Origin of the sequence: Proteus sp. CA142267, from assembly GCF_003336825.1 — a bacterium.
GTDB classification, from domain to species: domain Bacteria; phylum Pseudomonadota; class Gammaproteobacteria; order Enterobacterales; family Enterobacteriaceae; genus Proteus; species Proteus terrae.
The window spans coordinates 990,102-1,012,268 of record NZ_QPMG01000001.1 but is presented as its reverse complement, the minus strand read 5'-3'; the positions used below and the strand labels follow the sequence as shown (position 1 = coordinate 1,012,268).

At 38.4% G+C, this 22,167-nt stretch carries 16 protein-coding genes; 9 read left to right on the top strand and 7 right to left on the bottom strand.

What is annotated here, in order from left to right:
• Positions 1-25: 25 nt before the first annotated feature.
• On the bottom strand, positions 26-1,711 hold the full coding sequence (locus C0T34_RS04735; RefSeq protein ID WP_109849763.1) for a ShlB/FhaC/HecB family hemolysin secretion/activation protein: 1,686 nt from the start codon (positions 1,709-1,711) through the stop codon (positions 26-28).
• 1,047 nt (positions 1,712-2,758) lie between these two features.
• On the opposite strand from C0T34_RS04735, the gene C0T34_RS04725 reads away from it, so the two are divergent.
• From C0T34_RS04725 to mutT, 3 genes are all read left to right on the top strand, one after another.
• The gene (locus C0T34_RS04725) at positions 2,759-4,162 is read left to right on the top strand and encodes a tryptophanase (RefSeq protein WP_023581506.1); all 1,404 of its coding nucleotides are present in this window, start codon (positions 2,759-2,761) and stop codon (positions 4,160-4,162) included.
• Between the two features lie 72 nt (positions 4,163-4,234).
• Positions 4,235-5,485, top strand: coding sequence for an aromatic amino acid transporter (locus tag C0T34_RS04720; protein WP_098942196.1), 1,251 nt, complete (start codon positions 4,235-4,237; stop codon positions 5,483-5,485).
• A gap of 106 nt (positions 5,486-5,591) precedes the next feature.
• Positions 5,592-5,984 (top strand): 8-oxo-dGTP diphosphatase MutT, encoded by a 393-nt coding sequence (mutT, locus tag C0T34_RS04715; protein ID WP_192940920.1) that lies wholly within the window; start codon positions 5,592-5,594, stop codon positions 5,982-5,984.
• Positions 5,985-6,070: 86 nt separating this feature from the next.
• On the opposite strand, the gene yacG is transcribed toward mutT, so the two are convergent.
• The 6 genes from yacG to ppdD all read right to left on the bottom strand — a co-directional run bounded on the left by yacG (position 6,071) and on the right by ppdD (position 10,782).
• The gene (gene yacG, locus C0T34_RS04710) at positions 6,071-6,283 is read right to left on the bottom strand and encodes a DNA gyrase inhibitor YacG (protein ID WP_088494938.1); all 213 of its coding nucleotides are present in this window, start codon (positions 6,281-6,283) and stop codon (positions 6,071-6,073) included.
• A 54-nt stretch (positions 6,284-6,337) separates the two neighbouring features.
• Complete coding sequence (gene zapD / locus C0T34_RS04705; protein ID WP_098942198.1) at positions 6,338-7,090, bottom strand: cell division protein ZapD; 753 nt, start codon at positions 7,088-7,090, stop codon at positions 6,338-6,340.
• On the bottom strand, positions 7,083-7,706 hold the full coding sequence (gene coaE, locus C0T34_RS04700; protein ID WP_098942199.1) for a dephospho-CoA kinase: 624 nt from the start codon (positions 7,704-7,706) through the stop codon (positions 7,083-7,085). Before coaE ends, zapD begins: the two co-directional genes overlap by 8 nt.
• Positions 7,707-7,940: 234 nt before the next feature.
• Entirely contained in the window at positions 7,941-9,140 is a 1,200-nt protein-coding gene (locus C0T34_RS04695) for a type II secretion system F family protein (RefSeq protein ID WP_109849762.1), read from the bottom strand.
• The gene (locus tag C0T34_RS04690) at positions 9,137-10,237 is read right to left on the bottom strand and encodes an ATPase, T2SS/T4P/T4SS family (protein WP_098942201.1); all 1,101 of its coding nucleotides are present in this window, start codon (positions 10,235-10,237) and stop codon (positions 9,137-9,139) included. Before C0T34_RS04690 ends, C0T34_RS04695 begins: the two co-directional genes overlap by 4 nt.
• A gap of 101 nt (positions 10,238-10,338) precedes the next feature.
• On the bottom strand, positions 10,339-10,782 hold the full coding sequence (gene ppdD / locus C0T34_RS04685; protein ID WP_098942202.1) for a prepilin peptidase-dependent pilin: 444 nt from the start codon (positions 10,780-10,782) through the stop codon (positions 10,339-10,341).
• A 211-nt stretch (positions 10,783-10,993) separates the two neighbouring features.
• On the opposite strand from ppdD, the gene ampD reads away from it, so the two are divergent.
• The 6 genes from ampD to acnB all read left to right on the top strand — a co-directional run bounded on the left by ampD (position 10,994) and on the right by acnB (position 22,085).
• Positions 10,994-11,536 (top strand): 1,6-anhydro-N-acetylmuramyl-L-alanine amidase AmpD, encoded by a 543-nt coding sequence (gene ampD / locus C0T34_RS04680; RefSeq protein ID WP_098942203.1) that lies wholly within the window; start codon positions 10,994-10,996, stop codon positions 11,534-11,536.
• 325 nt (positions 11,537-11,861) lie between these two features.
• Positions 11,862-12,632, top strand: a complete 771-nt coding sequence (gene pdhR, locus C0T34_RS04675; RefSeq protein ID WP_098944053.1) for a pyruvate dehydrogenase complex transcriptional repressor PdhR — start codon at positions 11,862-11,864, stop codon at positions 12,630-12,632.
• A 163-nt stretch (positions 12,633-12,795) separates the two neighbouring features.
• Positions 12,796-15,462: a pyruvate dehydrogenase (acetyl-transferring), homodimeric type gene (gene aceE, locus C0T34_RS04670; RefSeq protein ID WP_098942204.1), complete on the top strand. Its 2,667-nt coding sequence runs from the start codon at positions 12,796-12,798 to the stop codon at positions 15,460-15,462.
• Between the two features lie 12 nt (positions 15,463-15,474).
• On the top strand, positions 15,475-17,340 hold the full coding sequence (aceF, locus tag C0T34_RS04665; RefSeq protein ID WP_109849761.1) for a pyruvate dehydrogenase complex dihydrolipoyllysine-residue acetyltransferase: 1,866 nt from the start codon (positions 15,475-15,477) through the stop codon (positions 17,338-17,340).
• Positions 17,341-17,540: 200 nt separating this feature from the next.
• Positions 17,541-18,968, top strand: coding sequence for a dihydrolipoyl dehydrogenase (lpdA, locus tag C0T34_RS04660; RefSeq protein WP_075670832.1), 1,428 nt, complete (start codon positions 17,541-17,543; stop codon positions 18,966-18,968).
• A 519-nt stretch (positions 18,969-19,487) separates the two neighbouring features.
• A complete protein-coding gene (acnB, locus tag C0T34_RS04655) occupies positions 19,488-22,085 on the top strand; it encodes a bifunctional aconitate hydratase 2/2-methylisocitrate dehydratase (protein WP_098942206.1) in 2,598 nt (865 codons plus the stop codon).
• Positions 22,086-22,167: the final 82 nt, after the last annotated feature.

Genomic DNA, 22,167 nt, shown 5'->3' with positions numbered 1-22,167 from the left:
CTCCGTTTATTGCTATGAGTGTGAATCAAAATAAATATGAAAATCTAACTAACACTTGAGTAGGGTCTTTGGTTTTATTGGAATTCGTTTGGTTGTAAAGCAAATACCCCTTGGCGACTTCAATATCGAATTGTGTTTTTTGATATTGGAGATTTAAGCCTGAACTTAGCCCATAGCCACTACGCCATCCTTCATAGTTACCATGTTGTTGAACTCGGCCAGCATCGAGGCCAATTCGAGGGGTGAGTGAAAATGTGTTTATCCGATAAGGATAAGAAAGCGTATTACGTAAATAGCCGCCGTTATCACCAGAAAGTGTACTTTGGTCAAAACCACGGATTGCGTTTTTATCCGTTAAACTAAGCCATTCCACACCCGGTAAGGTGTCAGGGCTATATTGACCAAAGAAGGCGCTATTGAATAAAAATGTAGAGTTCGATAAGGCAAAACGATGTTGCCAATTGGCAAAAAGCTTAACTTTTGTAAAGCGATAGTCATTACCATTATCATTAGCAACACGAGGTGATTCATCTGCACCAAACCAACTAATGGCTTTCTCTGCACTTAAATTAACGCTGATGACACCATTTGGAACAATATGTAAATGGTTGATACCTAACTCTACCGTTGTAAGTGCAGGGCTACTGAGATCAAGGCGGATTTGGCTGAAATAGTTACGTATTCGCTTATGTGTTATCTGCATGTTTAAGGTATCAATCTGTTTTTGACTACGATAAAAAGCGTAATCTCCCCTTAAACCAACTTGTGTCGTATCGCCAGATAAACGTACGGTACGTGTTTGTAATGCTTGATGAAATTCATACTCTGAATAGCTACCAAAAGTACTGAATGTCAATGCCCCATAAGGCAAAGAATAGAGTAGAGTGTAAGCACGATTAAAGCGTGTATTAGGATTATCAGTGGTAATACTGGCATTTAAGCTGACAAAGTCAGATAGCCCTAATGGACTGTCTAAGCTTGCATTGGTTCGAACTAACCAGCGCCCTGAGTTTTTTTGTCCATAGTTATCACTTGAAATATTTAGATGCCACGGTGCTTGTTGCTGATTGGTAAGCTGAATAATCGAGCCACCTAATTGCGTACCAGGCAATATATCGAGTTTAACTTTATTCGACTGTAAGCGGTTTGCTTGATCAAGCCCTTGATCCAGTTTTGAAAGCTTAAGAGGTTCTCCTTCAACATGAGGGAAAAGTAGTGCTGTGTTAACGCCTCGATCACCGCCTTCAATTTTTTCAATAAAGCCTTCAATAACATACAACCCAAGTTGTTGCTCTTGATTTGGGCGTAAAAATTGAACCCTGGCAGTGATATAACCATGTTGAAGATAGCGTTGGGTTAACTCTTTGACTAAACGGTTAACGTCAGCACTTTTTATACATTGCTCTGGTAATGGTGTTAAGGAATCAAGATCTTTTTCATTAAGTAAAGTAATTCCTTGAACATATACACCATTAATAGGCAAACAATGTTCTGATTCAGTAATAAGTGCGGGGGTAGGTGAAACCTCTAATGCATTTTCTTGAAGTTGTTGATAGCGATTTTGTTCAATAAGTTGGTTTATTTCACGTTGGCTATCTTGTAATGCGCGCCGCGATTCTCCCATCGAGCCTAAATAGCTGGCGTCATTTGCTGTTAATCCACAGGTTGAAAATCCACTTAATAGTGTTAATAAAATAACTTTTTTTCTCATTTTACCTCAATATAAAGGTATTAATTCAAATATAAATAATATTGCTTAAATATATAAAGATAATAATTAATGTTTTTATATTATCGTTAATTTTAGAATAATAAATACCGGGTACTCTCAATATGAAAAGAAATTAAAAATCGATGAAATAAAGATAAATTTCCATCTCTTTCGATATTAAATAGCGACATAACTAAAATGATTGATATCTCAAATAGCATTATTTAAACAAATGATTCATTTAAGTGGATTGTATTGTGTTGATTTTCATGGTTATAATCTTCCGCGTTATTTTTTTCTTGCTTAAATTACCATCGATTCCGCTATGTTAATTGAAACTTTTTCATTTTTTATAAAGAGAAGATAAATAATGAGAAGGGATTCGAAGATATGAAAAAGAAGCAGGTTAATTAACTTTTCATTTGTTATTTATAAGTTTATTAATGTTGTGTTCTGGAATAAATATTTCATGAATTATTATTTCATTTTAATGAATAAAACGATCGGTAGAAAAGTAAAGAGATTAGGGGGTTGTTGTTAAATTATTATTCATGGTAAAAAGTAGGGTTATTTAAATACAGCTTTCATTTTGTGAAAATGCAATATAAATACATGTATTACCACTTAGTGTTATCAATAAAAATTTAAATTATAAAAAATATTTAATTAAAAATTAAAGTAAGTGATAATGATCACGTTAATATATTATTTATTATAAATAGTGTGATTTTTGTCCAAAATATACTATTGTTATATTACTAATCGTGTTTAACTGTTATATAAATTAGCATGTAAATTGTACTATTTCCTGACTATAAGGGTTAAAGTATGTTCTCATCATTTAATGTTTTGATAATATTAAGAGGTTTCTTCAGATTGAAGAAATGGTTTAATATTGATTCTGAACTCGCCTTCTACTTTCCTGAAAAATAATCCTTTTTTATATCCATTCAAAATAATTTAATACTCTTTTTCCGTTTAATTTAAATGGGAAGATTATTTTATTTATTCTAATTTTATTATTTAATTTATATTAAAGGTATTATCATGGCTAAAAGAATCGTAGAACCATTCCGTATTAAAATGGTAGAAAAAATCCGTGTTCCTTCAAGAGAAGAACGTGAAGCTGCATTAAAAGAAGCAGGATATAACCCATTCCTATTACCAAGTCATGCTGTTTATATTGATTTATTAACAGACTCTGGTACTAACGCAATGAGTGATCACCAGTGGGCAGCAATGATAACTGGTGATGAAGCTTATGCTGGTTCAAGAAACTATTATGATTTAAAAGATAAAGCCAAAGAGTTATTTAACTACGATTATATTATTCCTGCTCACCAAGGTCGTGGTGCTGAAAATATTCTTTTCCCAGTATTATTAAAATATAAACAAAAAGATGGAAAAGCGAAAAATCCTGTATTTATTTCTAACTTCCATTTCGATACAACAGCAGCACACGTTGAATTAAATGGCTGTAAAGCAATTAATATTGTTACTGAGAAAGCGTTTGATTCAGAAACCTATGATGATTGGAAGGGCAATTTTGATATTGCTAAATTAAAAGAAAATATTGCCAAACATGGTGCTGATAATGTTGTTGCCATTGTTTCAACAGTGACCTGTAATAGTGCTGGTGGTCAGCCTGTTTCAATGGACAATTTAAGAGAAGTTTACGAAATCGCAAAACAACACGGTATTTTTGTTGTTATGGACTCAGCGCGTTATTGTGAAAATGCGTATTTCATTAAACAACGTGATCCTAAATATAAAAATGCGACCATTAAAGAAATTATTTTAGATATGTATAAATATGCTGACGCATTAACAATGTCAGCGAAAAAAGATCCACTGTTAAATATTGGTGGTTTAGTCTCAATTCGTGATAATGAAGAAGTATTCACACTAGCAAGACAACGCTGTGTACCAATGGAGGGTTTTGTTACCTATGGTGGCTTAGCTGGCCGTGATATGGCTGCAATGGTACAAGGTTTAGAAGAAGGTACTGAGGAAGAATACCTGCACTATCGTATTGGTCAGGTTCAATATCTGGGTGACCGTTTACGTGAAGCGGGCATTCCGATTCAATATCCTACTGGCGGACATGCTGTTTTTGTTGACTGTAAAAAACTGGTACCACATATCCCGGGCGATCAATTCCCAGCGCAAGCTGTCATTAACGCACTTTACTTAGAGTCTGGTGTTCGTGCTGTTGAAATCGGTTCGTTCTTATTAGGTCGTGATCCTGCAACAGGCGAGCAAAAACATGCAGATATGGAATTTATGCGTTTAACCATTGCACGTCGTGTCTACACCAACGACCATATGGATTATATTGCTGACGCACTTATCGGCTTAAAAGATAAGTTTAAAACGCTTAAAGGTCTTGAGTTCGAATATGAACCGCCTGTATTAAGACACTTTACTGCTAGATTAAAACCTATCAAATAAATAATACTCCACAATAATAATGGCTCTCGTGCAATGCGAGAGCCCTATCCTTATTTCAGTAAGGACTAAAAAATGGAAAATAAGTCGGTAAATAAAGAACCCTCAATTATTGTAGGGGGATTTGTGTTGGGTGGCGCCATGATCGGTGCGGGAATGTTTAGCCTACCAACAATAATGTCAGGTGCTTGGTTTATTAACTCACTCTTTATATTATTTATTGTCTGTTTCTTTATGTTTCATTCTGGAATTTATATTCTTGAATGTATATCTAAATATGGCGCAGGAACTAACTACTTTCATATATCGAAAGAGTTATTACCTAAATGGGCGTGTTATCTTGCGAATGCGTCTTTGATATTTGTATTGTATATATTAATTTATGCTTATATCTCTGCTGCAGGTTCGGTCATTTATGAAGCTTCGTCTTTATATGGTCTTAATTTAAACCTTAGAGTGATATTCTTTGTATTTACTATAGTGCTCGGAGCAACAATATGGTGGGGAGGCGCTTGCGCCAGCCGTTTAACCTCAATATTTTTATTTATTAAGATTGTTCTATTCGTGTTGGCATTCTCGGGATTATTCTTTAAAGCGAGAGGTGATTTATTATTTACTGCAACCTTTGAAGGTAAAAGCCAATTATATCTTTATCCTTTTATTTTTATCATTATTCCTTATGCTATCACCTCTTTTGGTTATCATGGTAATGTTTGTAGCCTTTATAAGCTCTATCATGAAAATGAAAAAAAGGTTGTAAAAAGTTGTGTTATTGGTTGTGTTTTAGCTCTGGTAATTTATTTACTTTGGATGATTGGCACGATGGGAAATTTACCTCGTGAGCAATTTATTACAATTATCCAAAAGGGTGGTAACTTAGATGCCTTTATTGATTCTTTATATACTGTATTAAATAGTAAATATATTGAAGGATTTTTATTATGGTTTTCTATTAGTGCCGTATTCTGTTCATTTTTAGGGGTAGCGATTGGTCTGTTCGACTATATTTTAGCATCACTAAAATTTGAAGATAACAAAACAGGGCGCTTAAAATCTGGCGTTTTATGTTTTACGCCGCCGTTACTATTATGTTTACTTTTCCCTAATGGATTCTTAATTGCGATTGCTTATGCAGGAACCGCCGCGTGTGTATGGGCAATTATTTGTCCTGCGGTTATGGCACTGAAAGCACGCGAGAAATTTCCAAACTCAGGTTTCAAAGTGTGGGGTGGCAAAGGGTTAATTTATGCTGTTATCACTTTTGGTGCAGTAGGGATTATTTGCCAAACATTAGCACAGTTCGGTTTCTTACCTATTTATCGTTAATTAATCGAGATAGTCAGGGAAAGAAAACCAGAGTAGCGCCGTTGGATATACGTTATAATATCGTTAAGTTGTTATAATAACGTGACTATTCAATAGGTTGTCTATGATGGATAAAAAGAAGCTACATATTGCTGCGGGTATTATTTGTGATCAACACAATAATGTCTTTATCACCCAACGCCCTTTAAAATCGCATATGGGGGGGTTTTGGGAATTTCCGGGAGGGAAATTAGAAGATAAAGAGACTCCAGAGCAGGCGCTAGTACGAGAGTTACAAGAAGAAATCGGTATTGATGTAACGCAATGCTCACTTTTTGAAACAGTAGAGCATGATTTTCCAGATAGACACATTACCTTATCCTTTTTCTTAGTCACACAATGGGATAGTGAGCCCTATGGTAAAGAGGGACAAGAATTCAAGTGGACATCGATTGGATCGTTAAATGCTGATGATTTCCCGCCTGCTAACCGTACTATTGTGGCGTTATTGCAAAAGTAAGCAAAAGTAGAATAGTGCTAAATAAGCACCTATAAATAAAATAGCCACTCAGTCGAGTGGCTATTTTTATGTTCAGGATTAGCACATTAAAAGTCTTTAGGCTCTTGCTGTGGCGCTTCACTCCAATCATCGCTGTCATTAATATCGCTTTGGCTTGGAATGCGTTTTGATTCATCAGCCCATTCGCCTAAATCAATAAGTTGGCAACGCTTACTACAAAAAGGGCGATAAGGGCTACTTTCATTCCAAACAACTTCTGTTTGACAGGTTGGACATTTTACAATTAATTCTTCGCTCATTATCTCTCCTAGATCTTATGGGTGCTATTTATGCTCATATCTATAAACATAATGTTAGCAACAAGCGATCTCAAAAGGTAGCTCTAGAGGTACGGTTCCATTTTCACTATCAAGTGGTAAAAAGCGGATCGCATAGCGATTTTTATGCCCTGAAACTTGAGGATAGATTTGGTGATCAATGGCTATCTTAAGACGTAGCAATTCACCTTCTTCAGCGCTGTCTTGGTAAAAACCACGGTGACTAAGAGCGGGCTTAAATGTATCCGATTGGCGAATAAGCATGAGCAAACTATTTAATGCATTTTGTAATGGCAATAAACCTGCCAGCCAGCTGTGTAATCTTTCATCACGAGTTGCTTGAGGTAAACTTAACCATAGATGTAATGCTGGTACATCAAAATTACAGCATCCACCAGGAATACTTAGACGTTGCTTGACTAAACTAATGACTTTATCTTGTTTCAAATGCTGACCTATTCGAGGGGCTTTACTTAATACGGCTGCATTCTCAGCTAATTCATCAATAATCTGAGTGACAATCGCTTTATCAACATTAGGAAATGAAAGCCATTGCTGTAATTTTTTTTGTCTTTTTTCTAATTCTTTAAGTAATTCAGCACGGATTTCACCACGATCAAGGACTTCAATAAATTCTGATATCGCACGAAAAAACGAGAGTGCTGTGGGTAATGAATCAATTGCACGAAAACTGTTAATTTGAATCAATGAGTTTTCAATTCTAAGCCATGAACGCATTTTTTCATTAAGGGGATGTTCGAAGATGATTGTTGTGATGTCATCACTCATGGCAATTGTCCTGTAACGCTTGTTGAGCTAATTCTAAGTAATGCTGATGGAGTTGCTTAACTTTTTCAATCATATTTTGGCTATTATCGTGATTTTCAATAATATCATCAGCGACGGCTAATCGTTCCTGTCTTTGAGCTTGAGCTTTTAAAATATTGAGAACTTGCTCTCGACTTACGCCATCTCGTTTTATGGTTCTTTCTATTTGCTCTTCTTGTGTGACATCGACAACAAGAACACGAGAGGCGAGATGCGTTAATTTATTTTCGACTAATAATGGAACAACCCAAATAAAGTAGGGTGCTTTAATTTGCTGTATTTGTCTTTGAGTCTCTTGTTGTATCAATGGGTGAAGAAGATTGTTAACCCAAGTTTTTTCTTCATTATTTTCAAAAATAATCTGGCGCAGCTGTGTTCGGTTTAATGAACCATCGGGTAGCAAAATGCAGTCACCAAAATGCTGATGTAATGCATTTAATCCTAAAGATTGAGGCTCTACCACTAATCGAGCAATAACATCAGCATCGACAAGTGGTACACCTAATGAGGCAAAAGCATTAGCAACGGTAGTTTTACCACTGCCTATTCCGCCTGTAAGAGCAACCGTATAAGCCATTTGTATTTATCTGTTTTTAATGAATTAAAATTTACTATTAGTCTAGACATTCTAAAGCCTAATTTTGTTTTTATCACAAGATAATAACCGCAATATTTGGGTTTTATTCGGTTATTATGATAGATGATTTTCTGCTACCCTGACATCCTACCTCATAATGCGTAATAGAATTACCATCAATCAATAAGTTAGTGCTACACATAGTAACAGCATGTTACTCATAAAATTTGTGATTTACTGTATAGTATCACCTAACTGTAATATAGGAAGATACATAGCAATGATTAATGTGCCAATAATCAAGGCTATGACCGTCATCAGTATTGGCTCTAACCAAGCACTAATGGTATTTAATTGCTCATCGAGTTGATGATAAAACCAATCACTTAATTGCTGACAAAAATAGAGCAACTGCCCCGAGTTTTCTGCACAACTGATAAATTGATAACAAATAGGCGTAAAAAGAGGTTCATTTTTCATAAATAAGCTCAACGATTTACCTTGCATAATGTGATCGCTCATTTGAGAAATTACTTGCTTATAAATAGGGTGTGTAAGTTGTTCTATTCCTATTTTTAAACCTTGTAATAAAGGCAATCCAGCTTGTTGTGTAATACTTATTATCTGAAAAATAAGGTGTAATTGCTGATACTTCAAAAGCTTACCTACATAAGGAATATGAAGAAATAAAGTTTGTTCAACAAAATGAAATAGTGAAAAAGAGTATCGAATTAAGCGATAAGCAACTATTAATCCTATAAGGATAAACACTATTATACTGATATAATCAGTAAGCCATTGCGAAAAAGTAATTAAGGCGAGTGTTAAAATAGGAAGTTCTGTATTAAAGGCACTGTATAAAGACTGATATTCAGGTAAAACATAGAGCAACATAATACTGGTAATAAAAGTTAATACAGTGAGTAAAAAGGTTGGGTATTTAAAGGCTTTTTTGATTTTTTTAACAATTTCTCGATGTTTCTTTAATTGTATTATTTGAAGCGTAATAACTTCATCTAACTTTCCACTTTCTTCACCAATAAAAATAAAGCGACTCAGTGCAATTGGGAAATAAAGTGGATAACGAGTTAATTGTTTAGAAAAAGAACCTCCTTGCATTAAGTTGAAAATGATATCTTCTAATACGCATTGCCAATGTGAGTAACGGCATTCGTCTTTTAATAGTGTTAATGCAGGAAGAAGCGCTAAACCTGAATGAAGTAATAGAGCTAATTGTTCGAATAATTGAATTCGATATTGCTGATCAGTATCTTGAAATAAAATAATTTTGAATAAACGTATTTTTATGGGGAGTTTTTGTTGTTGTGTTAGTTTAATAAATGCCTCGTTATTAGAGGATGCCAGTATATTTCCAGTACACCATTCTCCTTGATAAGTTAATGCATCATAGCGATAAATTAGCTGTAATCTCATTCAATATCTCCTAGTGTTTGATAAACCTCCTCAAGTGTCGTTATTCCTTGTTTAATTAATGAAATGCCGGAATAGAGTAAGTGATAAGGGGATGAGTGTGTTTGTTTTAAGGGGACAAAGCAGTCATAAATAGCCGTTCTTCCGTTATAGCCTGAATAGCATTGCTGGCAACCAATAGCTTGCCAATTAGGTAGTTCGACTATTTCTTTGTTTATATTTATATGCTGTTTATTGGGTAGGCATATTTTGCAGTGTGGACATAAACAACGAACTAATCGTTGTGAAATAATTAAGCTAACACAGGAGTGAATAAGATCTTTTTCAATTCCTAAGTTATATAGACGCATTAATGTGGATGAAGCTGAATTAGTATGTAAGGTTGATAATACAAGATGCCCTGTTTGTGCTGCTTTTATTGCCATTTCAGCAGTCGATTGATCACGTATCTCACCTACCATAATAATGTCAGGATCTTGGCGTAGTAGTGCCCGTAATATTGTTGTGAATGAGATCCCTGATTTTTCGGAAATTTGGATCTGATTAATACCCTTTAGAGGTAATTCAACCGGATCTTCAACACTATTTATATTTAGGTTTTCTTTATTTAAATAACGTAAACAACTATATAGTGTGAGCGTTTTTCCGCTTCCCGTAGGCCCTGTAACTAAAATCATTCCTTGCGGTAAATTTAAATATTTCTTTAATAGCGTTAAATGTGAGGGTTGAAAGCCTAGGTGATTTAATTCCGGTTGTTGTAAATTATTGATAAGCCGTAAAACTACTTTTTCGCCATATAATGTGGGAAGTGTCGCAATTCGTATTGAATAGTTTTTTTCATGATAAGACCAATTAAACTGCCCATCTTGAGGTAACCGCTTTTCTGCAATATTTAAGTTAGCGAGTACCTTTAAGCGAGTCACTATTTCTTCAGAAAATTCATTTGGAGGTGGCGAAAATAGATATAAATGATTATCTATTCTGGCTCGGATTCTTACACTGATTTGCTGTGGCTCTATATGTAAATCAGAGACACGCTTTAAAATACTTGTACGCAATAGATGCTCAATAAATTCTGTTGCAGAGTGTGTGATATCCATTCTTCACCTCTTTAATACTTTTTGACTTATCTGTGTTGTCTTCAATGTTTAAAGTGCACAATAGGAACACTCGATACGAGTGCTCCCTTTATATAAGAGCATTAATATGATTTTAAAATCTCACTACACTGTTTTTGCAACGTAAGATTTGTTGTAGAACATTGTGTTTTCCATATCGGAACGAGATCGTTAACTCCTTTCTCTGACGACATTGTGATTGTCAGACCATCAAGCTGAGTTTTTCCTGTTGCACTAATCACACCGTGTAACACATTTATATCGGATAAATATCGACTACGAAATTGTTGCGGCATAAAAGAGGAATCAGAATTACAGTGTTGAGGTTCATTTTCATAACGGCATAATTCTACCGCAGAACGATAGGGAGACAGTGTTTGTAAGACATCGGTTAATGCGGCTTTTTGGATATAACCTTGATAGGCGGGAATAGCCACTGAGCTTAAAATTGAAATGATAGCAATCACAATCATAAGCTCCATAAGGGTAAAACCATTTTCATTAGAGTGATAATTAAGTACATTCATCTAGCGTCCTCCTTGAGTAATAGACACTAGAAGTATGAAAAAAAAAGACTTTATTAGCGAATAGATAAGATAAAGTTTGAGTAAAATATCGAAAAGAAAAAGGAGATATACATATTTAACTTTTATTATTGAGGGAAAGTTCGCATTTATTGATGAGTATGAGTTAATAAAGTTATTGATAATGACTAAAACAAAATAAAAGAGGGTTGATGTGAAAATTAAACAAGGTTGGCTAATCGATGCTAGACAGGTTCCTTCACCTAATCATGATAAGAGACCTGAAGGTGAGATCCCTTCTTTATTAATTGTTCATAATATCAGTTTACCTCCTGGTGAATTTGGTGGGCCTTATATTGACCAACTTTTCACCAATACATTATCAGAGCAAGATCATCCTTTTTTTAGTGAGATTGTTAGCTTAAGAGTATCGGCTCATTGTTTGATTCGGCGTGATGGAGAAATTGTGCAATATGTGCCTTTTACTGAAAGAGCATGGCATGCTGGCGTTTCTTTATATAAAGGCAGAGAAAAATGTAATGATTTTTCAATCGGTATTGAGCTTGAAGGCACTGATGAGTGCGATTTTACCCAGCAGCAATATCAACAATTAGTGAAGATAACTCAATCTCTTATTGTTCTTTATCCAGCCATTAAAGAGAACATTACTGGGCATAGTGATGTTGCACCAAATAGAAAGACCGATCCGGGGCCTCACTTTGATTGGGCCTATTACCGCAATTTGTTAACAAAATAACCACTAAAATTGTATTTTAATTCACTTAATTAGAATTTAAATTCAAAATAGCATTGCTGTCACGCTTCAGTTTGACTGTTTATGTGTTTAAAAAACGTTAAAAAATTTATTTTTAACGTTTCTAGATAATGCGATCTAGTTATCACTTTTGATGAATTTTTAAAATAATTTGTTAAAATTTGCAGGTTTTTATGATTTCGCTCAACAACTGTATGGACAGTTAGTGAATACTTTGTTACTTTATTATCCGTTATATTAAATTGGTATTACCAATTGACAACTCAATCACTAAGGTAATAGTTATCCAATAATGGTTTCCAGCAATATGGCTTATACAAAAATCCGCCAACCTAAGCTTTCTGATGTTATTGAGCAACAGCTTGAGCATCTGATTTTAGAAGGTACTCTGCGTCCGGGAGAAAAACTCTTACCTGAGCGTGAGCTGGCGAAGCAATTTGATGTATCTCGTCCTTCATTGCGTGAAGCTATCCAAAAATTAGAAGCTAAAGGCTTTTTACTCCGTCGCCAAGGCGGTGGTACTTTTGTTCAGCACAATCTCTGGCAAAGTTTTAGCGATCCTTTAGCTCAACTGCTTAGCGGACATCCCGAATCTCAATTTGATCTTTTAGAAACTCGTCATGCACTTGAAGGTATTGCCGCATATTACGCTGCATTACGTGGTACTGATGAAGATCTTGAACGTATCAAAGCTAGCCATGATTGCATTTTGAAAGCCCATGAAAAGGGTGATTTAGCCGCTGAGTCTGAAGCTGTATTGCAATATCAATTAATTGTCACGGAAGCTGCTCATAATGTCGTTTTATTGCATCTATTACGATGCATGGTGCCAATGCTTGAGCAAAATATCCGCCAGAATTTTGAGTTTCTTTACACTCGTAAAGAGATGTTAACTGCAGTAAGTGAGCATCGTCGTCAGATTTATCAGGCTATTATTAATAGAGAGCCAGAAGCTGCGCGTGAAGCATCACATCGCCATTTGGCCTTTATTGAAGATGTTTTGTTGGATATGAGTCGTGAACATACTCGCCGTGAGCGCTCTCTGCGCCGGCTACAACAACATCCTGATTTATTTTAGTAGCACAGATCCTGACCGCTGAGTCTGTACTACCTATCGCCCTGTGATTTTCAGGGGAAGCGGTAATAACAGCAGGGCCTATCTTCCCGTCATATCAGATGGGTATAACGGGAAGATAGGCTCCCATAACCATTAAAAACAGATAACAGATAAGGAATACACCATGTCAGATATGCTGAAAAATGACGTGGATCCGATCGAAACTCGCGACTGGTTACAAGCGATCGACTCGGTCATCCGTGAAGAAGGTGTTGAGCGTGCACAGTTCCTGATTGATCAGGTATTAAAACAAGCCCGTAATGGTGGTCTTAATATCGCTTTAGGCGGTTCTGTACACAGTGATTATATCAATACCATTCCTGCTGAAGATGAACCCGCTTACCCTGGCAATCTGGAATTAGAGCGTCGTATTCGTTCTGCTATTCGCTGGAACGCAGTAATGATGGTTCTGCGTGCATCCAAAAAAGATTTGGAACTCGGCGGACACATGGCGTCATTCCAATCTTCTGCAACTTTATATGAAGTGTGCTTTAACCACTTCTTCCGTGCGCAAAATGAAACTGATGGCGGTGACTTAGTTTACTTCCAAGGCCATATCTCCCCAGGTATCTACGCTCGTGCATTCTTAGAAGGTCGTTTAACTGAAGATCAATTAAATAACTTCCGTCAAGAGATTGGTGGTAAAGGTTTATCTTCTTATCCGCACCCTAAATTAATGCCTGAATTCTGGCAGTTCCCAACAGTTTCTATGGGTCTGGGACCACTATCTGCAATTTACCAAGCTAAATTCCTGAAATATTTGAATCACCGTGGCTTAAAAGATACGACTAAACAAACTGTTTATGCGTTCTTAGGCGATGGCGAGATGGACGAGCCAGAATCTAAAGGTGCTATCACCATCGCAGTTCGCGAAAAATTAGACAACCTGTGCTTCGTGATTAACTGTAACTTACAGCGTCTTGATGGCCCAGTTACAGGTAACGGCAAAATTGTTAACGAATTAGAAGGTATCTTCGCGGGTGCTGGCTGGAACGTTATCAAAGTAATGTGGGGCGATCGTTGGGATGAGCTTCTGCGTAAAGACACTTCAGGTAAACTCATTCAATTAATGAATGAAACTCTGGATGGTGACTACCAGACATTTAAATCTCGTGACGGCGCTTATGTTCGTGAGCACTTCTTCAATCGTTACCCAGAAACAGCTGCATTAGTTAAAGATATGACTGATGATGAAATCTGGGCATTAAACCGTGGTGGTCACGATCCGAAGAAAGTCTTTGCTGCATTCCAAAAAGCAAAAGACACTCAAAATCAACCAACTGTTATTTTAGCTCAAACCATCAAAGGTTATGGTATGGGTGAAACGGCAGAAGGTAAAAACATTGCTCACCAAGTTAAGAAAATGAACATGGATGGCGTTCACCATTTCCGTGATCGTTTCAATATTCCGATTGCTGATGAGCAAATCAAAGACCTGCCTTATATTACTTTTGATAAAGACTCAGAAGAATACAAATATCTGCATGCACGTCGTCAGGATTTAGGTGGTTATCTGCCAGCTCGTCGTCCACGTTTTGAAGAAAAACTGGATATCCCAGCACTGGAAGATTTCAGCCAATTACTGGAAGAACAATCTAAAGAGATTTCAACAACTATCGCATTCGTTCGTGCTCTGAACGTAATGTTGAAAAACAAATCTATCAAAGATCGTTTAGTTCCAATTATTGCGGACGAAGCACGTACTTTCGGTATGGAAGGTCTGTTCCGTCAAATCGGTATTTATAGCCCGAATGGCCAACAATATACGCCTCAAGACCGTGAGCAAGTTGCTTACTATAAAGAAGACGTTAAAGGTCAAATTCTACAAGAAGGTATCAACGAACTGGGTGCTGGCGCATCTTGGTTAGCAGCTGCAACATCTTACAGCACTAACAATCTGCCAATGATCCCATTCTATATCTACTACTCAATGTTTGGTTTCCAACGTATTGGCGACTTATGCTGGGCTGCAGGCGACCAACAAGCTCGTGGTTTCTTAGTAGGTGGTACTTCAGGTCGTACAACACTTAACGGTGAAGGTTTACAGCACGAAGATGGTCATAGCCATATTCAATCACTGACTATTCCTAACTGTATCTCTTATGATCCAGCATTCGCTTATGAAGTAGCTGTTATCATGCAAGACGGTTTAGAGCGTATGTATGGTGATAAACAAGAAAACGTTTATTACTACATCACTACACTGAACGAAAACTACCATATGCCAGCAATGCCAGCCGGTGTTGAAGAAGGTATCCGTAAAGGTATCTACAAACTGGAATCACTGGAAGGCGCGAAAGGTAAAGTTCAGTTACTGGGTTCTGGTTCTATTCTACGTCACGTTCGTGAAGCAGCACAAATCCTGTCTGCTGAATACGGCATTGGTTCTGATGTTTATAGCGTAACTTCATTCACTGAATTGGCTCGTGATGGTCAAGATTGTGAACGTTGGAATATGCTACATCCATCTGAAGCACCGCGTGTACCTTACATCGCTCAAATTATGAATGATGCACCAGCTGTTGCCTCTACTGACTACATGAAACTGTTCGCTGAACAAGTTCGTACTTATGTACCGGCAGATGATTACCGCGTGTTAGGTACAGATGGTTTCGGGCGTTCTGATAGCCGTGAAAACCTGCGTCACCACTTCGAAGTTGATACTTCTTATGTGATTGTTGCTGCATTAGGTGAATTAGCTAAACGTGGTGAGATTGATGTGAAGGTTGTTGAAGAAGCAATCAAAAAATACAACATCAACCCTGAAAAAGTAAACCCACGTCTGGCGTAAGAGGTAAAGTGAATGTCTATTGAAATTAAAGTCCCAGATATCGGTGCTGATGAAGTTGAAGTCACCGAAGTGATGGTGAAAGTGGGCGACCGCATTGAGGAAGAACAATCCTTAATCACCGTAGAAGGCGATAAAGCTTCTATGGAAGTTCCATCACCACAAGCGGGTGTGGTTAAAGAGATCAAAATTGCCGTGGGCGACAAAGTCCAAACAGGTTCTCTTATCATGATTTTTGAAGCAGAAGGTGCCGCGCAAGCAGCACCAGCTCAAGCCGCAGCACCTGCACCAGTAGCAGCGCCTGCAACAGCTGCATTGAAAGAAGTTCACGTTCCAGATATCGGCGGTGACGAAGTTGAAGTTACTGAAGTAATGGTAAAAGTGGGCGATAGCGTTGCTGAAGAACAATCACTGATTACTGTTGAAGGCGATAAAGCTTCAATGGAAGTTCCAGCACCATTTGCTGGCGTAGTGAAAGAAATTAAAATTGCAACCGGTGATAAAGTGAGCACAGGCTCTCTGATCATGGTATTTGAAGTTGCAGGTAGCGCACCTGTTGCTCAAGCAGCACCAGCACCAGTTGCATCTGCACCTGCAGCATCTGCTGTGAAAGAAGTGAATGTTCCTGATATCGGTGGTGACGAAGTTGAAGTTACTGAAGTGATGGTGAAAGTAGGTGATTCCATCTCTGAAGAACAATCACTGATCACTGTTGAAGGTGACAAAGCTTCTATGGAAGTTCCAGCTCCATTTGCTGGTGTGGTTAAAGAGATCAAAATTGCAGTGGGCGACAAAGTGAAAACGGGCTCACTGATCATGACTTTCGAAGTTGCCGGTGCAGCACCTGTTGCTCAAGCACCAGTGGCAGCAACGCCAGCGCCAGCAAGTTCTGCTCCGGTAGCACCTGCTAAAGCACAAGCGACTGCGCCAACAGCGAAAGAAGAGTTTGTTGAAAATGACGCTTACGTTCATGCAACACCCGTTATTCGTCGCTTAGCGCGCGAATTCGGTGTGAATTTAGCGAAAGTGAAAGGTACTGGTCGTAAAGGTCGTATCTTACGTGAAGACGTTCAGTCTTACGTGAAAGAGTTAATTAAACGTGCTGAATCTGCACCAGCAAATGCAGGTGGTGGATTACCAGGCATGTTACCTTGGCCAAAAGTTGACTTCAGCAAGTTTGGTGAAATTGAAGAAGTTGAATTAAGCCGTATCCAGAAAATATCTGGTGCTAACTTAAGCCGTAACTGGGTGATGATCCCTCACGTAAATCTGTTTGATGAAGCAGATATCACTGAGGTTGAAGAATTCCGTAAACAGCAAAATAAAGAAGCAGAGAAGAAAAAACTGGATGTTAAGATCACTCCGTTAGTCTTCGTAATGAAAGCAGCAGCGAAAGCACTGGCAGATATGCCACGCTTTAACAGCTCTATCTCTGAAGATGGACAGAAACTGATCCTGAAAAAATACATCAATATCGGTATTGCTGTAGATACACCGAACGGTCTTGTTGTTCCTGTTTTCAAAGATGTTAACAAAAAAGGCATTATCGAACTGTCTTATGAGTTAGCTGAAGTTTCTAAGAAAGCACGTGCAGGTAAACTGACAGCAGCAGATATGCAAGGCGGATGCTTCACTATTTCTAGCCTTGGTGGTATCGGTACTACCGGTTTTGCACCAATCGTTAACGCACCAGAAGTTGCGATTATGGGACTTTCCCGTTCTTCTATGAAACCAGTATGGAACGGCAAAGAATTCGTACCACGCTTGATTTTACCAATGTCATTATCTTTCGATCACCGTGTGATCGATGGTGCTGATGGTGCTCGATTCATCACTCTGATTAATCAGTACATGAGTGATTTACGTCGTTTGGTAATGTAATTTTAAAACCGGTGCTTAGCGCCGGTTTCTCTGATTACAGTGATGGATTTTACAGTCATACATCTTAGGTTGTGAGATCCGTCATGTTAGAGCGCTTTTCAGTTTATTAACATTTCTGTAAACTGCATGCGGTATGTAAGTCTCGGTGTTAAATATGGATTATCGTCTGACTCGCCGGACAAATAAATAATGAGGTCACGATGAGTACTGAAATTAAAGCACAGGTAGTGGTTCTCGGTGCAGGCCCTGCGGGTTATTCCGCGGCGTTCCGTTGCGCTGACTTAGGTTTAGAAACAGTTTTAGTAGAACGTCACTCTACTTTAGGTGGTGTTTGTCTGAACGTGGGTTGTATCCCTTCTAAAGCGTTACTCCACGTTGCTAAAGTTATCGAAGAAGCGAAAGCATTATCTGAACACGGTGTTGTATTTGACGCACCAAAAACAGATATCGACAAAATTCGCATCTGGAAAGATAAAGTTATTTCTCAGTTAACGGGTGGCTTAGCTGGCATGGCTAAAGGCCGTAAAGTTACTGTCGTTAATGGCGAAGCACGATTCACAGGTTCTCATACATTGTCTGTTGAAGGTGCTGAAGGTACAACTACCATCACTTTTGATAATGCAATCGTTGCTGCCGGCTCACGTCCAATCGAATTACCATTCATTCCACATGAAGACCCACGTGTATGGGACTCAACAGATGCGTTGCAACTGAAAACTGTACCAGAGCGTTTACTGGTTATGGGTGGCGGTATCATCGGTCTGGAAATGGGTACGGTTTATCACTCTCTGGGTTCTCAGATTGACGTAGTTGAAATGTTTGATCAGGTTATTCCTGCTGCTGATAAAGACGTGGTTAAAGTATTTACCAAACGTATCAGCAAGAAATTTAACCTGATGCTAGAAACCAAAGTAACTGCAGTTGAAGCAAAAGAAGATGGCATCTACGTAACAATGGAAGGCAAAAAAGCCCCAGCAGAACCACAACGTTACGATGCAGTATTAGTTGCTATCGGTCGTGTACCTAACGGTAAACTATTAGACGCAGGTAAAGCAGGTATCGAAGTTGATGATCGTGGCTTTATCCATGTTGATAAACAAATGCGTACTAATGTACCTCACATCTTTGCTATCGGTGACATCGTTGGTCAACCAATGCTGGCTCACAAAGGTGTGCACGAAGGTCACGTTGCAGCAGAAGTTATTTCTGGTAAGAAACATTACTTCGATCCTAAAGTTATTCCATCAATCGCTTATACTGAACCAGAAGTTGCATGGGTTGGTATGACTGAAAAAGAAGCGAAAGAGAAAGGCGTTAGCTATGAAGTGGCTTCTTTCCCTTGGGCAGCATCAGGCCGTGCAATCGCATCAGATTGTGCAGATGGTATGACTAAACTGATTTTCGACAAAGAAACTAACCGTGTTATCGGTGGTGCAATTGTTGGTTCTAACGGTGGTGAACTGTTAGGTGAAATCGGTCTGGCAATTGAAATGGGTTGTGATGCTGAAGATATCGCATTAACTATCCACGCTCACCCAACGTTATACGAGTCAATCGGTATGGCTGCGGAAGTATTTGAAGGTAGTATCACTGACCTGCCAAATCCAAAAGCGAAAAAGAAAAAATAAGCAACTTGTTTACTGAAAACAGCTTTACTGAAAATAGTTTTGCTGAAAACAGTTTGCTAAAGTAGTTTAAATGATAAGGGCTAAGTTCTTTATAGAACTTGGCTCTTTTTTTATGTCTTTTTGTTGAAGCTAGCGTTGCTTAATGAAGAGGAATATTAGCGATTAGGCATTTTTGTCGTTTATTTAACCGCTAATTTGGCTTTAGTTCTAATTTGAGGATGAAAAAAACTATAAAAAGTGTGGTTATTAACCAAAATCTTGGTTAAAAGTCCCTGTTATATATTTTGTTTAAGTGTTTTAATCTGAATAAGTGGATATTTGAATCTGATTAATGTTACTTTTATGTGAACGAATTAACATCGTGTTGAAGATTTGCTATGCTGATAGCCCTTAGCTGGGCATAATTTTACAACCTCTTATGTTTTATGCGAGCAAAAGATCCTCTGACCTGGCATCCTTCAACAGACAGGGTGCAGACAGCCGGGTTATACAAAATGACAAAGAAGCGAGGAGACAGTCGTGCTAGAAGAATACCGTAAGCACGTAGCAGAGCGTGCAGCTGAAGGTGTCGTTCCAAAACCTCTCGATGCCACACAAACAGCCGCACTTGTTGAGCTATTAAAAAATCCCCCTAAAGGTGAAGAAGAATTTCTTCTTGATTTAATTGTTAACCGCGTTCCACCCGGAGTTGATGAAGCTGCCTATGTTAAGGCGGGTTTTTTAACTGCCCTCGCGAAAGGCGAAACCACATCACCTCTTATCACACCAGAAAAAGCAGTCGAATTATTAGGCACCATGCAAGGTGGCTATAATATCCATGCTTTAATTGACGCTCTGGACAACGATAAATTAGCTCCAATTGCAGCTAAAGCGCTTTCTCACACATTACTGATGTTTGATAACTTCTATGATGTTGAAGAAAAAGCGAAAGCAGGCAACGTCTATGCTAAGCAAATCATGCAATCTTGGGCTGATGCACAGTGGTTTACTGAGCGCCCTGAATTAGCAGAAAAAATTACTGTTACCGTATTTAAAGTCACTGGTGAAACCAATACCGATGACTTATCTCCAGCACCTGATGCTTGGTCTCGTCCTGATATCCCATTGCATGCTTTAGCAATGCTGAAAAATGCGCGTGAAGGCATTGAACCAGATCAACCAGGTAGTGTAGGCCCTATCAAACAAATCGAAGCGTTAAATAAAAAAGGCTTCCCTTTGGCTTATGTTGGTGACGTTGTAGGTACTGGCTCATCACGTAAATCAGCAACTAACTCTGTGCTTTGGTTTATGGGAGACGATATTCCTTTCGTTCCTAATAAACGCGGTGGTGGTGTTGTTCTTGGTGGCAAAATCGCGCCTATCTTCTTTAATACTATGGAAGATGCAGGTGCACTACCTATCGAAGTTGATGTTTCTAAATTAAATATGGGTGATGTCATTGATATTTACCCATACAAAGGTGAAATTCGTAACCATGAAACGAATGAGTTACTGGAAACCTTTGAACTGAAAACTGAAGTATTAATTGATGAAGTTCGTGCAGGTGGTCGTATTCCATTGATTATTGGTCGTGGATTAACGTCGAAAGCGCGTGAATCACTAGGTTTACCTGTTAGCACACTGTTCCGTCACGCTAAACCTGTTGCAGAAAGCAATCGTGGTTTCTCGCTAGCTCAGAAAATGGTAGGTCGTGCTTGTGGCCGTACAGGTATTCGCCCAGGCGAATATTGCGAGCCAAAAATGACTTCAGTAGGTTCACAAGATACAACAGGCCCAATGACTCGTGATGAGCTAAAAGACTTAGCGTGCCTTGGTTTCTCTGCTGATTTAGTAATGCAATCATTTTGTCATACCGCGGCTTATCCAAAACCGGTAGACGTTACAACTCATCACACTTTGCCTGACTTTATTATGAACCGTGGTGGTGTTTCACTGCGTCCGGGCGATGGTATTATCCACTCATGGTTAAACCGTATGTTACTACCTGATACTGTCGGTACAGGTGGTGACTCGCATACTCGTTTCCCTATTGGTATCTCATTCCCTGCCGGTTCAGGCCTGGTGGCTTTTGCTGCGGCAACTGGGGTAATGCCATTAGATATGCCAGAATCTGTTCTGGTACGTTTTAAAGGCGAAATGCAACCGGGTGTGACGCTGCGTGATTTAGTTCATGCTATTCCCTATTATGCAATTCAAGATGGTTTACTGACAGTTGAGAAAAAAGGTAAGAAGAATATTTTCTCTGGTCGTATTCTTGAAATTGAAGGCTTACCAGAACTGAAAGTAGAACAAGCATTTGAGCTTGCCGATGCATCAGCAGAACGTTCAGCGGCGGGTTGTACTATTAAATTGGATAAAGCACCAATTATTGAGTATCTGCAATCTAATATCATCTTGCTGAAATGGATGATTGCTGAAGGTTATGGCGATCGTCGTACTATTGAACGTCGTATCACTTCAATGGAAAATTGGTTGAAAGATCCGCAATTACTTGAAGCTGATGCAGATGCAGAATATGCAGCAGTGATCGAAATTGATTTAAATGAGATCAAAGAGCCAATTCTATGTGCGCCTAACGATCCAGATGATGCTCGCTTATTATCCGAAGTGGCAAACAGCAAAATTGATGAAGTGTTCATTGGTTCTTGTATGACCAATATTGGTCACTTCCGTGCTGCAGGTAAACTGCTTGATCAACACAAAGGTCAATTACCAACACGTTTATGGGTTGCTCCACCAACAAAAATGGATGCGGCGCAATTAACGGAAGAGGGCTATTATAGCGTCTTTGGTAAGAGCGGAGCTCGTATCGAAGTGCCGGGTTGTTCACTATGTATGGGTAACCAAGCGCGTGTTGCTGATGGCGCAACAGTCGTTTCAACCTCGACACGTAACTTTCCTAACCGTTTAGGTACAGGTGCTAATGTGTATCTTGCTTCTGCGGAACTTGCAGCAGTCGCTTCATTACTAGGTCGTTTACCAGAGCCTCAAGAGTATCTGGATTTCATGAATAAAGTGGATGAAACCGCAGAAGATACTTATCGCTATCTAAACTTTGACCAACTAGAGCAATATACCGATAAAGCAGACCAAGTTATTTTCCAAACAACGGTATAACAGTTAATTTATTGCTTTAAAGTATTTAATATGAACAAACGGGAGGCAAATGCCTCCCGTTTTTTGTTATTTTTGTCATAAT

What these genes read in the sequence shown, in the direction of transcription:
- mutT (WP_192940920.1), top strand. Translation starts at nt 5,592, where the DNA reads ATGGATAAAAAGAAGCTACATATTGCTGCGGGTATTATTTGTGATCAA.
- coaE (WP_098942199.1), bottom strand. Translation starts at nt 7,706, where the DNA reads ATGGCTTATACGGTTGCTCTTACAGGCGGAATAGGCAGTGGTAAAACT.
- C0T34_RS04735 (WP_109849763.1), bottom strand. Translation starts at nt 1,711, where the DNA reads ATGAGAAAAAAAGTTATTTTATTAACACTATTAAGTGGATTTTCAACC.
- ppdD (WP_098942202.1), bottom strand. Translation starts at nt 10,782, where the DNA reads ATGAATGTACTTAATTATCACTCTAATGAAAATGGTTTTACCCTTATG.
- aceE (WP_098942204.1), top strand. Translation starts at nt 12,796, where the DNA reads ATGTCAGATATGCTGAAAAATGACGTGGATCCGATCGAAACTCGCGAC.
- lpdA (WP_075670832.1), top strand. Translation starts at nt 17,541, where the DNA reads ATGAGTACTGAAATTAAAGCACAGGTAGTGGTTCTCGGTGCAGGCCCT.
- C0T34_RS04695 (WP_109849762.1), bottom strand. Translation starts at nt 9,140, where the DNA reads ATGAGATTACAGCTAATTTATCGCTATGATGCATTAACTTATCAAGGA.
- pdhR (WP_098944053.1), top strand. Translation starts at nt 11,862, where the DNA reads ATGGCTTATACAAAAATCCGCCAACCTAAGCTTTCTGATGTTATTGAG.
- aceF (WP_109849761.1), top strand. Translation starts at nt 15,475, where the DNA reads ATGTCTATTGAAATTAAAGTCCCAGATATCGGTGCTGATGAAGTTGAA.
- C0T34_RS04725 (WP_023581506.1), top strand. Translation starts at nt 2,759, where the DNA reads ATGGCTAAAAGAATCGTAGAACCATTCCGTATTAAAATGGTAGAAAAA.
- yacG (WP_088494938.1), bottom strand. Translation starts at nt 6,283, where the DNA reads ATGAGCGAAGAATTAATTGTAAAATGTCCAACCTGTCAAACAGAAGTT.
- C0T34_RS04720 (WP_098942196.1), top strand. Translation starts at nt 4,235, where the DNA reads ATGGAAAATAAGTCGGTAAATAAAGAACCCTCAATTATTGTAGGGGGA.
- C0T34_RS04690 (WP_098942201.1), bottom strand. Translation starts at nt 10,237, where the DNA reads ATGGATATCACACACTCTGCAACAGAATTTATTGAGCATCTATTGCGT.
- zapD (WP_098942198.1), bottom strand. Translation starts at nt 7,090, where the DNA reads ATGAGTGATGACATCACAACAATCATCTTCGAACATCCCCTTAATGAA.